We start from the raw sequence: 14,304 nt of genomic DNA, 5'->3' as shown, positions 1-14,304 counted from the left end.
TATTACCTACCCTATTTATCACCTACTCTATTTATTACCTACCCTATTTATTACCTACTCTATTTATTACCTACCCTGTCCATTGCCAATTGGTAGCTCTTATACATCAAATGACACACACCAAATAACAGACGTAAGGTGTCAGTAGTCTCAACGATTTACATGCCGAACTGTCTGGCCCATTAAGTCATTATCAGTTTAGATAAAGCGCCACTAGGTTAGATGATTCAGTTGACGTTGAGATGTTATTAACCTCAATTCAGTCGTCGATTAAATAGCGATAATTAAAGCAACTGGCATTGGCTGGGTTGAGCAGATTTGATTAGGTTGGTTTGGTTTGGTTTGGTTTAGTTTAGTTTAAATCGGATTAGATTGGGTAATAAATGATACTGAACGATATCTTCTTGAGAAGAAATATTAATAACGGCTGGCCATTAAGTGCTTATACACTGATGGATAAAATGAATAAAAAAAGGGAGGCATTGCTGCCTCCCTCTTACTTACTTTCTTAAGTGATGATTAAGAAGTTATCTAGATATTTAGTGCGCTGCACCAGAGTGAACTTTATCAAGACCGTAAGTTTTACCTTCAGCATGACAAGTTGCGCAAGACTCAATTGGTACACCGGCAGCAGACATTACGCTATCACCAGCAACTGTCGCACCATTACTCTTGAAGTGAGCTAGAGCAGCAGCACCAGAGTGAGCGTGACAACTACGACATGCTTCAGCGACAGGAGAAATAAATTCGCCACCACTGATTGCAATTGCAGTTCTGCCAGATGTTAACGTACCAGTGCCAGAGAAGAATGGCATAGCATCCCCTGCAGCATTCGCATCTTTATGACAAGCTTGGCAATTTGTTTTAGTTGCAGGATAGTTAACCCAAGTTTCACCATCTGTACCTAAGTAAATGCCAGCACCTGTGCTACCTGCAAACAAACCACTGTGGAAGCGATGTGCTACGGTCACTAGATCACGGTTGTTATAAGTTAATCCTTCAACAACTTCAAACGTAGGTTCGCCATCAGCATCTACACCAGCTTGCTTGTAAACATCTGCATGGTAAGAACCTGCATAGTTGTTGTTATGACAATCAGCACATTGTGTAAAGTTAGTCACACCATGGTTAGGTGATTTAACGTGAGACAAGTTGTCATGACAAGCATTACATTTAGCTTCGTCAGCTGTTGTACGGTCGTTACCAGCCTGTGTAGGTGAGGTATAAGCTGTCAACTCAGGACTAACGAAACGTAGATTGTCCTCAGTTAATACGCCTTTAGCCGCAACTGCATCAAACATAAAGTACTTAGTGACAATGTTAGCTGGAACAGGTACATCACAAGCACCAGTATCGGTTCCTGCACCTTCAGCTAGTTTGGTATTAACAACAACCATATCGGTCGTTGTATTACCACACATGTTCATTTCAGAAGTAACTGAAAGTATTTGGCCGTCTAACTGATTAGGTGTAAGTGCTTTAGTTAAGGTTAACTTGCCACTTTGAACCACAAACATTTCTGGATTAGAAGCTGTATTGATACTTAAACCACGCACATAATCGCCATTGCCATCAAGTGTACCGATTAAAATATCATCACCTGATTTAGCTTTGTTTAAGTACTGAGTTAAATCAGTACCATCAGCCGCAACCACACCATTTAATTTAACATCAATGATGACAGTTAATACGTCTGACGCGACTTCAGCAGAAGCAACCTCTAGTACCAAACCATTTTCAAAGGCGGCACGGCGATCAACACTGTGAGCTTCGATTGGGCTTAAACTACCTGCGCCATGACAACCAGAACAAACAGCGTCACTAGCAGGAACGATACCTCTATGGTTAACACCAGTCGTTAAATCAACATCAACGTGACATGATAAACAGGCTTCAGCATAGACATTGTCGTTCCACTGTGTGCCATTATCATGACAAACAGTACATTCATTTAACTCAGCAGGAAATCCAACTCCACCAAACATTTCTTTGGCTTCACCAGTCAACTTGTCAGCAATATGATGACCAGCATGAATGGTATGGATCATGGCATTGAAGTTAACGTTAAAACCAACTTCAGGATCGTCTTGTCCACCAGCATAAGCAGGATTATGACAAGCTACACAATTTTCAACTTTTTGGTAATTATGATGAGCACCAATGTTGGCAATACGCATATCAGTATCAGCGTAACCTTCCATTGGGCTATGACATCTAATACATGCTGCACTAGACACAGCATCTTTTGCAGAAACAGCAAGTTCGCCAGTAGCAGGAATAAAATCTACTGGAGTTGATAAAATCTTATCACTTACTGCTGTACCATCAGCCATCGTAACGTCATAGGCACGAATAAACACACGGACTAAATCGTTTGCATCACCACTTGCTAATACCACAGGCGCATTACCATCATGTGCCCAAGAACCAGTATAAGTACCAGGATTAGCTTCATCTTCAACTAATGTACAAGCATCGACTACAGCGCCGCCTCGAGCTGCGGCAGTACCGGTTAAGGTACAATACATGCTGCTACCAAAATCATTGGCAAGTGCATGGTTTGTCCACAACATTGGTGCGCCAGTGTCAGTAGCATTAGCTGATTGGCTGGTCACGTATAACGCAACTTTATCAAGCCCAGTGTATGGAACGTCCGCTCCGCCACTTCCTTTACCTGTTACAGTAAATTTAACGTTAAATGGATCAGCACCTACTACGACGATATCCGTAGGAGCCAGTGTTAAGGTAAAGTCATAGGCATTTTCAACTGTTGTAACAACCGAACCAGCTGGAGTACCAGGCGTGCCAGGTGTTCCATCTGTACCCGCGGCACCAGCAGCTCCGTCAGCACCATCACTGCCGTCAGAACCACAACCGGTCACACCTAACGCTGCAATAAACGCTGCAGCAAGTAATGTTCTATTATATTTCTTCATTTTAAATCCCCCGATTTAAATTTGTAGGTTTTACGCATCTAAAATATAAGGAAATAGAACAAAACACCCGTCTGCAGTGGTAAACCTGTGAGGTTTGGTTACAAATTCGTTAACAGTAATCGATAGTTTTAGTTTTAGGTATACGCAAAAATGAAACCGTCAGTTTCAGATTAAGTAACCCTAAAGAGGTATCAAATGTATTTTGATAATGTAAAAAATAGTGGGTGACCAATAAAAAACCATAAAATCAGCGATTTACATAAATAATGGCTATAAAAAAGATTCAGACCACAAAATTAAGTGTTCTGAATCTCATCAAAAAATGTTACCAATCTTCACACTAGCAATGACTTAATGATATTGATTATCACTTCCTTAACATTTGACGAATAACGGCGGTAGTGTTCTGCTCGCTCAATTAAACAATAACTTGGCATAGCCATCACGCTATTGAGCTTATTAAATTCATCATGTGGAAGTTTTTCTACTCGTAATTGAGGAATTTGTTGCGCAAACGAACCTTCATTACAAATCGTAATGGCTAAGCTGTCCATGGTCAGTATGTGCCAATACCAATCTTCGAGTTTTCTTGCGCACTCAATATCTTCTAGTAGCAAACCATGGGTTTGACAATATAACTCTAAAGGATCAATACGATTGTTAAAGCCTTTACAGCGTAAATACACCACAGGGTGTTGAATAATATCTTCTAACTTGATGTTCTCAACACTACCCCAAAATGAATGGTTAATATTACCTACAACGCATAAAGACGTCACATTGGCAATAGGATAAGCCTCTAAACCATGAGCATCTTGAGTTTCAAAGCCAATACCAAAATCGAGTTCGCCATTGTAAATCAACTCTTCCGTGTCAGCTTGCCAACTGTGAAGTTTAACTTTGCCGATAACATCACGCGGAAGCTTACTTAACGCAATGGCTACACTGGTAATAATGCTCGGCGATACTGCAATATGTAAAATCGGTGTTTGATGGTGATTTAAGCGGTCGTCTGCCACTCGCTCAATTTGGCTCACCATGTCACACAATTGGCATACAGGCTGGTACAAACGTTCAGCTAATGGGGTCGGTTTTAGCCCTTGTTGGCGACGAAAAAATAATTCGTCATTAAAAATAGCCCTTAATGATGTTAAACATCGACTAATTTTTGGTGCGGATACAGCAAGCTCTTTGGCTGCAAAATTAGCAAAGCCGGTTTCGTAAATGAGCTTAAACACCAACAAACTAAATACATCTAATTCGCTGACTTTTTTCAGTGCTTGAATATCCACATATCACCTAATCTGCTGTAATGAGGCGATTAAATTAACATGTATCCAAATAAAAAAAATTGATCTAGTGCTGAAAAATGCTATCAACTTCAGCTTTTGTTAATGAACGAAATTCACCCAACGCTAACTGGCTATCAAGCACGATTTCACCAATAGATTCACGATGCAGCGCCACCACCGGATTTCTAAAACGACCAAACATTCGCTTAATTTGATGGTACTTACCTTCACGCAACACCACCCGAGCTTGATGACTCGACAATACCGTGAGTTGTGCCGGCAATGTGGTGATGTCTTCAAATTCAAAATACATCCCTTTGGCGAATGCCTCTACATACCCTTGTTCTAATGGATTACCTAACGTCACCAGATACTGTTTGTCGACTTTATGCTGCGGCGACATTAATGCTTCGGACCATTTAGCGTCGTTGGTTAATAATAATAACCCGGTAGAATGTAAATCTAATCTACCGGCAATATGCAACATTTCAGTGTTAACCCCGGTCATTAATCCTAATGCGGTTGCATGTTTATCATCAATGGTTGCACTTACTACTCCATCAGGTTTATTAAGCATATAGTACTGTTTTTGATATTGACGCAGCACCACACCATTATATTCAATATGAGTAAACTCATCAATTTGTAAGTCTGGTGACTTAGCAAACTGGCCATCGACAAGCACTTTATTGGTGACTAACAATAGCCGAACCGCTTTTTTGGGGATTTGTAACGTACCAGCAATAAATTGGTCCAGTCGACCTCGTTTAGACACCATAAAACTTCACCAATATAGAATGATACCAATTTGTTTAAGAATACCTTATTCTGTTAAAAGGCAAAAACATTAAGGAGTAACATGCTTTCGCAACCTGCTAGTACAGATTTGCGCCCAGATATGACCAGCGCTGAATTAAAACAGGCGATTAAGTCACTGGATCAATATTTACAAGATAACATTTTTCAAAGTGCAATTAATGACACCTTGAATAAGCGATCACATTTTTTCGATGCGCTATTATGCCAACTTTGGCAACCCTTCGAATTAGATCCCGCGCGTATCTCGCTCAATGCAGTTGGGGGTTACGGCCGGCAAACCTTACATCCTTTCTCTGATATCGACATCTGCGTTATTCACGATGGTCCATTAACGCCTACGGAAGCCGCTTCTGTAAGCCAATTTCTGACTCAACTTTGGGATCTTAATCTCGATTTAGGTCACGCTGTACGCAGTTTAACTGACACATTCCAAGCGTGTAAGGATGACGTAACCATTGCAACCAGCTTACTGGAAATTCGTCATTTATTCGGTAATAGTCAGCACCAACAGCAAGTGTTGAATGCACTGTACGGCCAGGATTTATGGCAAAGCCAAGCGTTTTTTAATGCCAAACTCAGCGAACAACAAGAACGTCATGCCAAAGCGCAAGGCACCTCATACAGTATTGAACCCAATCTTAAAACCAGCCCAGGTGGTATGCGTGATATTCAAACCCTTACCTGGGTTGCTCGCAAACATTTCGGCGTTGCCAATATGCAATCACTACGTCGCTTTGGTTTTTTAACTAATGACGAATATGCTGAATTAATGGAGTGCCAACACTTTTTATTTAGAGTGCGCTTTGCCTTACATCAAGCAGCCCAACGTTCTGAAAATCGTTTATTACTGCAATACCAAGCTGAAGTGGCTAAATTAATGGGTTTTGGTGATGGTATGCCCATCGGTGAAAGCGGCAATATTGCTATTGAAAAAATGATGCGTCAATTATTTCGCGCCATGAAGCGCATCAGCGAGTTAAACAAAATTTTAATGGCGTATTTCCAACGAGAAATTATTCCAGAGCTCAATCCACAAATAATCGCGATTAACGATAATTTTGAAATTGTTGATAAGTACATTCACGTTCGCGACGAAACCGTATTTATCGATCGCACCCAAATTATGGCGTTATTTGAGTTTATCGCGATTCATCACGACAAAATAATCGGTATTACCGCAGAAACCTTACGATCTTTACGCCAAGTAAGACGTCGTTTAATGGGTGATTTACAAGATTTTCAGCGTTGTCGAGAGCAATTTAAAGCGATATTTGTTCACCCTCAAGGCATGGGACTCGCCATCACCTTGATGCATCAACACGGTATTTTAGCCTCTTATTTACCGCAATGGCGTGAAGTTGTTGGCCAGATGCAGTTTGACTTATTCCATGCCTATACAGTCGATGAGCACACCCACAAGGTGCTTAAAAATATATATCTCTACGGAAACGACATCAAAACGTTGGATAAAGATCTGGCATTAGCCGCTGATATTTATCAAAAAATGTCTAATAAGTCGACGCTGTTATTTGCTGCATTGTTTCATGATTTAGCCAAAGGCCGTGGCGGTGACCATAGTAAACTCGGTGCTGTTGATGCCAATTTATTTGCTAAGTTTCATGGCTTAAAAGTGTCACAAGAGAAACTGATTTGCTGGCTAGTAGAAAATCATTTGTTAATGTCTATTACCTCACAACGCATGGATATTTATGATCCTGATGTCGTGAATGCTTTTGCCAAAAAAGTAGGTACCTTAACCCGTTTAGACGCCCTGTACTGCCTGACCATTGCCGACATTCAGGCAACCAATGATGATCTGTGGAATGACTGGAAAGCGTCACTATTAAAAGATTTGTATTTTGTTACTCGTAAAGCACTGCGCAATGGTTTTGAAAATATTCTGCAACTGCGTACTTTGGTACGGGAACACAAGCAAGAAGCACTGAATTTATTAGCCACAGATGACGATAGCAGTGACGATATCAAAAAATTATGGCGTCGTTTACCTATCGCCTTTTTCAGTAATGCCGAAGCGGATGATATCGCCAGATACACCCAAGCGATGATTAACCACGATCTTACGCCTGTAACAGACAATCAATACAACACGCTAATTTTACTCGACGATGTCGTGGTAAAAGGTTGCAGTGACGTGTTTGTTTACACCAAAGACAGACACGGATTGTTTGTAAAATTATTCAATACATTAGCGACATTACGTATTTCGGTTAAACAGGCACAAATAGCCCGAACTAAAGACGGTTATGTGGTTGAGTCATTTAAAGTACTCGATTTTGATGAAAAGCCAATTACCAGCGCACAACGTCGTGAACAAGTCATCAACAAGTTACATCAAGTGCTGGATAAAGGTATTAATTTACCGAAAAAACGCCAGTCTAGACGGCATCAGAGTTTCGATAATCAGCCCAATATCGAATTTTTGCATTCACGAAAGTCGACCCGTAGCTTAGTCAATGTGTCAGCATTAGACACCAGTGAGTTTATGGAACAAATTGCCAGTGCATTCAGGGAATTGGATTTGAATATTCATTCGGCCACCATCAGTACGGTCGGCGAACGCGCAGACAATGTATTTTTATTATCCAATAAAGACGATCAGCAGTTAACCCCTGAACAACAACAGCAATTGTCGGCAACATTAATGCAAGCTATCACCACAGACGAATAACGACCTTAATCAGTCAATGTTGTTGATACAAATGAGCCATGTGTGAATGAATCACCATGGCGCTTTTATTTCACCACTAAGCAGGCTTTGAGCAAACTGATGACTATGCGATAATCATGCCCATCAACTGCCGTAAATTAGGTCATCATGTCACAAGCCTTTAGTTATACTGCTGAATATGTACTAGACAAGTCGTACTTTGAAGAATGCTATCTGCAATCAATTCATCCCAGCACATCACCAAAACGTTTTATTAAAACCGCCATTTTTGCACTGGTTGGTTTGGCTATTTTAATGCTCGACACTCTAAGCCCAACATCAATGAGCACCAAAGAAACCTACTATTTAGGTTACTTTTTTATTGGCTTAGCCGTGGTAGAGTTTTTGAGTATTCGTTTTAATAAAACCTGGTGGTTATGGCGTCAAATGATGAGTAAAGCGGCAGGTGAGCATGTCAATCTTACAATAGATGATAATGGTATCAGTAGTCAGTCGCTGCATGTTAATCAACAGATTTTGTGGACTGATATTTATCGAATTACTGAAACCGATGCAGGCTTGTTAATTAAACTGCAAAAAACCACGACTTATTTGTCTAAACGCTGCTTAGATAAAAGCGCTATCGACTTTATTAATCAAAAACAATAACTTAAAAATAACTGAGTACTAGTTCAAGACAGTATTTAAATATAGTAGTTCAAGACAGTAGTTAAATACAGTAGATCAAAAAACACCACGTTTAGGCTAACGCATTCGCAATGCGTGGACGAATGTCGCTAAGTAACTCATCTTCAAACCATGGATTACGACTAAGCCAAATATTATTGCGCGGACTGGGGTGTGGGATTGGGATATAACGAGGCCCAAACCTGCGCCATTGCTGCACTGTTTCGGTTAATGTTTTTGGCTTATCGGTTAAATAATACTGTTGTGCATATTGCCCCACCAGCAAGACCAACTTGACGTTAACTAACTGCTGCAGCAATAAACCATGCCATTTAGGCGCGCATTCTGGCCGAGGAGGTAAGTCGCCAGATTTTCCTTTACCAGAACCGGCATAACTGCCCGGATAACAAAAGCCCATCGGCATAATAGCAATCTGTTTGGCATCGTAAAAAACGTCTCTCGTTACCCCTAACCACAGACGCAATCGGTCGCCACTGGCGTCATCAAATGGAATACCCGACAAATGTACTTTACGTCCAGGGGCCTGACCGATGATCAACACTTTTGCTTGCGGATCAATTTGCACTACTGGACGTACACCATCTACCAGGCTTGATACGCAAAGTTGACAACTTTTTACTTGAGTGAGCAACGAAACCATATTCAATACCTTACTTTTTGTATATAAAATCATAAAAAGCGCGTTAATCGCTATATCTAACGGAACTAAGCTGCAGTAGTATTTGTCAAAATAACAAAGTTCTCCCAAGAAGGAACAACCATGCAACATTCACGTCATTCACGTTTAGCCCTTACGACTTTAGCTGCTATGTTAATTAGCGGTACAGCGATGAGTTTTAGTGCTGCTGCACTTCCCCAAGCACCCGTTAGCGATGTAGTTTCATTAAAAGAAGCCTGCCAGCAAATTGCACTTGAAGACCAACTGCCAGAAAGTGAAGTCGGCGCATTTTTGCTTGATTGCGTTAACGACCAATTAACCGAAATGGGCTACGAACGTGTTGCGAGTCTAGATTAAGCCAATACTAAACCCAATGCGAAGCCAATACTAAACCAATACTAAGCCTAGACTACCCTCATGATGACGAGTATCAACTGACTCCCATAAAAAAACGCCATTAAGGCGTTTTTTTATGGGAGTCACCGTTGTTTGAGTAACATAAGCTTAAAACGCTTGGCAAAATATTCCAATCGATGCACCGATGGCAACAAACCAAGACAATGAACGTAATGTGCCAAAATTCAATAAATACAGCGCATGGTAAACCAGCCGTGCGACCACATGTACTATGGCTAAAAGCGCAACAATATCGGTGACATTATTGGTCAGTAATGCTGTTAATACTGCAATCCCAAATACGATTACCGATTCAAATGCATTTTGATGCCCTGCTAATGCTCGCGCCCCAAAACCGGTTAATTGAGCTTGCTGGGCTCTTGGATGGTCATTGTCATATCGGCCTAATTTAGCCATTGCCATCGCTAATGGAACTTTTGCCGCATACGGCAACAGCATGGCAATCAATAAACATATCAGTATCGTCTGCATAATCTATCCTTAGTTATTAATATTCTTATTATGTGTAGCTGTGTTTTAGTTGTATTCGTTGTATTCGTTACGATTGAACGCGTTGTGTTAACCACTAGTGTAATCAGAACAAAATAACATAATCTACCGGCCTTAATAACAACCTAATTCATATAATGCTTAAGCACTCATCTGCAAAATCGTAAATTATTGTTTCACCTTATAAATCAATCACAAGTTAACACATCAACAACATTTTAGTGACTAGTCTACACTTTAACTTGAAAGATCTTTCGCAGCACCACGGTCATTACTAATACCTCCTAACAAGAATAATGGCTGTACCCAGTCAATCTTGTCATGGGTAAACATGAATAGCAGTAAACATAATAACCACAAATGCAAGGAATACATCATGAATATGAAAGCACAAAGCAGCTTAACCGGCGCAGCATTAGCACTCGCAATGGCAAGCTTATCAGGTCAGGCTATGGCCGCTGAAACAAGCACGGCACCTTTGGCAGCAGGCGAAACAGATTTAGTCCATTGTTACGGCGTTAACACCTGCAAAGGCCATAACGATTGTAAAACAGCCGACAATGCCTGTGGCGGTCAAGCAAGTTGTAAAGGCACTGGTTTTGTTGGCATGCCTTCAAAAGCCTGTGCTGATGTAGGCGGCACGCAAAAAGATGATTGGGTAGGTAAAGTCACTAAAGCAGACCTAGTGCATTGTTACGGTGTTAACGTCTGTAAAGGCCATAACGATTGTAAAGGTGCTGATAACGCTTGTGGCGGTATGGCAAGTTGTAAAGGCACTGGTTTTGTTAGCACTACAGCAAAATCTTGTGCTGATATTGGCGGTAAAACAAGCTAATTAAGCTTCGTTTGATGACGCTGTCACCTACTATTGTGACAGGGTCATCAGCTTACTATCTCAATGATTAACGCAAGTTTTGCCTAAATCAAGCTAGAACATTTGCATTAAAATAGGATTCACCATGCCAGATACGCGCATTACAGAAGACTTTCTCGGATTTGGCTTGGGCTTACGAACCGACCATTTTGAATACATTTTGCAACACCAGCCAGATATTGACTGGTTTGAAGTGCTATCTGAAAACTACTTAGTCGCTGGTGGTAAACCCCGATATTATTTAGAAGCCATTGCCGAACAATATCCTGTAGTGATGCATGGCGTATCGATGTCGATAGGCAGTACCGATCCTTTAGACATGGATTACTTAAAAGCCCTTAAAAAGCTCAGTAACGACATTCAACCTAAATGGATATCTGATCATATTTGCTGGACCTCAATTCACGGCGTCAATAGCCATGACTTACTACCATTGCCTTATACCGAAGAAACCGTTAATCATGTCGCGCAGCGAGTTCGGCAAGTACAAGACGTACTCGGTCGTCGAATTTTACTGGAAAACGTATCGAGCTATTTGTCATACCAAGACTCGACCATGGATGAATGGGATTTTTTAAGCCAAGTAGCAGAAGCCGCAGATTGCTTAATATTACTCGACATCAATAATATTTATGTCAGCGCCCGTAATCATCATTTTAATCCACTCGATTACCTTAAAAAAATCGACCCACGCCGGGTACAACAGTTTCACTTAGCTGGCCACAGCGATTTTGGTGATTATGTCATTGATACCCACGACCACGATATTCCGCCGTCAGTGTGGACCTTATACCAAGCGGCACTAGAGCGCTTTGGCGCGGTTAGCACCATGATTGAGCGCGACGCTAATATTCCCGAGTTCCCAGCGTTATACCAAGAATTACTCGAAGCGAAAAACATTGCTCAGTTAACCTTGCCCGACGACCCTGCCCTAGCACGCTCACAGTTTGGCACTCGTTCACTTGATGACGTCAGCAAATTCATCAGCGCTAATCATGCTTCATCGCAAAAAGTCAGGGCATAAACATGAGTCGTTTAGCTGAAATTCAACAACAATTTATGCAATATTTACTGTCTGATGGTTCGGATACACAGCACGGACAGGTTCAGTCGGTGATGAAAGCAAACGTGTCTGAACAAGCGGGGATCAGCGCCGATGATCGCCTACAAATTTATGCAAATGCTTACCGAATTCGATTAAAAGAAACCATTGAAACCGACCACCAGCTGCTAGGTTTGTATTTGGGTGACGATTTATTCGATAAAATGGCAGCCGACTATACTCGTCAATATCCATCAAGTAATAAGTCATTGCGCCAGTTTTGTGATGGTTTACCGGAGTTTTTACAGCAAGATGCATTTTTTAAACAGCATCCGATTATCGCCGATTTAGCCCGATTCGAGCGCCGGTTACTCAATGCATTTGATGCTGCAGACTGCGCCCGTGCAAGCTTTAGTGACTTACAGGCCATATCACCAGAATTGTGGCCCGATTGCTGTTTACGCTTTCATCCCAGTGTACAAATATTCACTTGTAACAGTAATGCAGTCGAAGCTTGGCAAGCCTTGAAAATAGATACCGCACCACCGACGCCAGACTATGAGTCGCCTAGAGCGTGGTTATTATGGCGGGGAGAGTCTCGCTTAACCGAGTTTGTGTCGTTATCGACAGAGCAACATGCGTTGTTACTTGGGTTTATTCAGGGCAACAACTTTGCCGACCAGTGCGAACAAATGTTGCAATGGCACGACGAGCAATCTGCGCCAATGATGGTACTGCAAACCATGCAAACATGGTTTCAACGCGGCTTAATTCGAGCGGTAGTGAGTAAGTAGCTAATTTACGTTAACTCATTTCTGGACAAAGCTTGATAACTACTTTCTCGTCGTCCCGGCAGTGCTTTTGAGACGGGAAGACGATTAAATTACCCTGAGTAAGTTGACAACTTACTACCTTAATCTGGTGTGGGCGAAGCGCCACGACGTTAGTGGCCGCAGGCCATATTTGAAAAACGCTTTACGGCTTCAATTCTCTTTGGAAAATATAACTCGAAACAATCAGACTTTATTCATCATTAGTTAGTGTTAATCCTGCTGTGAAGGCAACCATACTTTAACGCTTAAGCCACCCTCTACGCGGTTTTGCATACTAATACGGCCACCGTGGGCTTCAATAATCTCGCGACACAAGGGCAAACCAATCCCAGTACCAGATTGTTTAGTTGAGTAAAACGGTAACAAGGCTTGCGACAATACCTCGCTAGACATCCCGCAACCTTGGTCATCTACTTTGATTAATAACCCGTTAATTGGATGAGTCACTTCCTCAAACGTTATCGACACAGTGTCTGCCACCGCGCCAGACTCGTGGGCGTTTTTAAGCAGATTGATAAAGACTTGTTCTAATTGCACTGCATCGAGCTTGATTGGATTAACTGGTAAAGGTGATAACAGGTTAAATGGGTATTGCTGCGCTAATTGCAGGGTCATCTTAGCCCAATCAATTAAGGCTTTTTGTGGCAGTGGTAACTTAGCAAACTGAGCATAATGGGAAATAAATTGGCTCAGGTGTGTGGTGCGATTTTCGATGGTATCAAAAATTAATTGCAACTTGCTGTCGTCTAAGTGCTGGGTTAAAAACTTACCGGAGTTGACCATAGAAGCAATGGGCGCGACCGAGTTATTAAGCTCGTGGCTAATAATTCGAATCACCTTTTTCCACACAGCCACTTCTTGGCGGTTAAGTTCTTTGGTGAGCTGTTTAAGCAAAATTAAATGGTGCTGCTGATTGTTTTGAGTGAAGCGGCCACGAGAGATATGCCAGGTTTCAACGTCGCTACTGTCAGCATCAGTATTAGAATGACTATCAACACCATCGGCCCCGCTACCGCCCATCGAAAACAGTCCTTCTTGCTCACTGCTTAACGCCGCTTTAAGCGTGTCGGGTAACATCACCACAAGATCAGGTAACAACATGCCTTCTACTTTGACACCTTGATTAAACAAATGTCTTGCTGCGCCATTGGCGTAAATGACTCGCTGGGAATCATCGATTAATAGCATGACATTAGGTGAGTTCTGAATCACTTTATCGAGCATTAACTCGCGCTGATAAATAAACTGTCGCTCACTACGCAATTTTGCCGATGCTTGGTTATATAAGCTCACTAGCGCATCTAATTGTGGTTCGCCGTAGGGATGCAGCGACACACTAAAATCATTATCTTTAAAGTTAAGTAGACCGATTTCCAATGCTTGCAGACTTTCACTTAATCGTCTTGTTAGCCACATGCTGCAAAAATAACACACCGACAGCATGACAATAATAGCCAACCATAGGCTGCCATCACCTAATATAAACCACACTAAAGCGCCTGATACTGCCCCTAAAAGGCAGCTCAACATGTTACTGATCAGCAATTTAGTGCGCAGTGATAACATCA

Annotated in this window: 12 protein-coding genes; 6 read left to right on the top strand and 6 right to left on the bottom strand. The window is 41.6% G+C overall.

Annotated elements, in window-relative coordinates:
- Window positions 1-539: 539 nt before the first annotated feature.
- From AAEY99_RS15475 to AAEY99_RS15465, 3 genes are all read right to left on the bottom strand, one after another.
- The gene (locus AAEY99_RS15475; protein ID WP_101085830.1) at window positions 540-2,936 is read right to left on the bottom strand and encodes an OmcA/MtrC family decaheme c-type cytochrome; all 2,397 of its coding nucleotides are present in this window, start codon (window positions 2,934-2,936) and stop codon (window positions 540-542) included.
- Window positions 2,937-3,271: 335 nt separating this feature from the next.
- Complete coding sequence (locus AAEY99_RS15470) at window positions 3,272-4,228, bottom strand: LysR family transcriptional regulator (protein ID WP_101085831.1); 957 nt, start codon at window positions 4,226-4,228, stop codon at window positions 3,272-3,274.
- 64 nt (window positions 4,229-4,292) lie between these two features.
- Window positions 4,293-5,006 (bottom strand): 16S rRNA pseudouridine(516) synthase, encoded by a 714-nt coding sequence (locus AAEY99_RS15465; RefSeq protein ID WP_351011098.1) that lies wholly within the window; start codon window positions 5,004-5,006, stop codon window positions 4,293-4,295.
- Window positions 5,007-5,087: 81 nt separating this feature from the next.
- On the opposite strand from AAEY99_RS15465, the gene glnD reads away from it, so the two are divergent.
- Window positions 5,088-7,736, top strand: a complete 2,649-nt coding sequence (glnD, locus tag AAEY99_RS15460; RefSeq protein ID WP_101085833.1) for a [protein-PII] uridylyltransferase — start codon at window positions 5,088-5,090, stop codon at window positions 7,734-7,736.
- A 147-nt stretch (window positions 7,737-7,883) separates the two neighbouring features.
- Window positions 7,884-8,384, top strand: coding sequence for a YcxB family protein (locus AAEY99_RS15455; RefSeq protein WP_162022491.1), 501 nt, complete (start codon window positions 7,884-7,886; stop codon window positions 8,382-8,384).
- A 91-nt stretch (window positions 8,385-8,475) separates the two neighbouring features.
- On the opposite strand, the gene AAEY99_RS15450 is transcribed toward AAEY99_RS15455, so the two are convergent.
- Window positions 8,476-9,069, bottom strand: a complete 594-nt coding sequence (locus AAEY99_RS15450) for a uracil-DNA glycosylase family protein (protein WP_392341505.1) — start codon at window positions 9,067-9,069, stop codon at window positions 8,476-8,478.
- Between the two features lie 114 nt (window positions 9,070-9,183).
- Between AAEY99_RS15450 and AAEY99_RS15445 the strand changes: the two genes are divergently transcribed.
- A complete protein-coding gene (locus AAEY99_RS15445; RefSeq protein ID WP_350995811.1) occupies window positions 9,184-9,438 on the top strand; it encodes a hypothetical protein in 255 nt (84 codons plus the stop codon).
- A gap of 147 nt (window positions 9,439-9,585) precedes the next feature.
- Here AAEY99_RS15445 and AAEY99_RS15440 read toward each other — a convergent pair whose 3' ends face one another.
- A complete protein-coding gene (locus AAEY99_RS15440) occupies window positions 9,586-9,969 on the bottom strand; it encodes an MAPEG family protein (RefSeq protein WP_350995808.1) in 384 nt (127 codons plus the stop codon).
- Window positions 9,970-10,363: 394 nt separating this feature from the next.
- On the opposite strand from AAEY99_RS15440, the gene bufA2 reads away from it, so the two are divergent.
- The 3 genes from bufA2 (at window position 10,364) to AAEY99_RS15425 (ending at window position 12,697) form a co-directional block, all read left to right on the top strand.
- On the top strand, window positions 10,364-10,822 hold the full coding sequence (gene bufA2, locus AAEY99_RS15435) for a BufA2 family periplasmic bufferin-type metallophore (RefSeq protein WP_101085837.1): 459 nt from the start codon (window positions 10,364-10,366) through the stop codon (window positions 10,820-10,822).
- A gap of 124 nt (window positions 10,823-10,946) precedes the next feature.
- On the top strand, window positions 10,947-11,885 hold the full coding sequence (gene bufB / locus AAEY99_RS15430; RefSeq protein ID WP_101085838.1) for an MNIO family bufferin maturase: 939 nt from the start codon (window positions 10,947-10,949) through the stop codon (window positions 11,883-11,885).
- Window positions 11,886-11,887: 2 nt separating this feature from the next.
- A complete protein-coding gene (locus AAEY99_RS15425) occupies window positions 11,888-12,697 on the top strand; it encodes an HvfC/BufC family peptide modification chaperone (protein ID WP_351011095.1) in 810 nt (269 codons plus the stop codon).
- Window positions 12,698-12,946: 249 nt separating this feature from the next.
- On the opposite strand, the gene AAEY99_RS15420 is transcribed toward AAEY99_RS15425, so the two are convergent.
- On the bottom strand, window positions 12,947-14,302 hold the full coding sequence (locus AAEY99_RS15420; protein ID WP_351011129.1) for a sensor histidine kinase: 1,356 nt from the start codon (window positions 14,300-14,302) through the stop codon (window positions 12,947-12,949).
- Between the last annotated feature and the right edge of the window lie 2 nt (window positions 14,303-14,304).

Source organism: Shewanella sp. S1-58-MNA-CIBAN-0166 (assembly GCF_040310085.1).
Lineage (GTDB): Bacteria > Pseudomonadota > Gammaproteobacteria > Enterobacterales > Shewanellaceae > Shewanella.
Note: the sequence above shows the minus strand (reverse complement) of the source record. Positions and strands in the feature narration are given on the sequence as shown.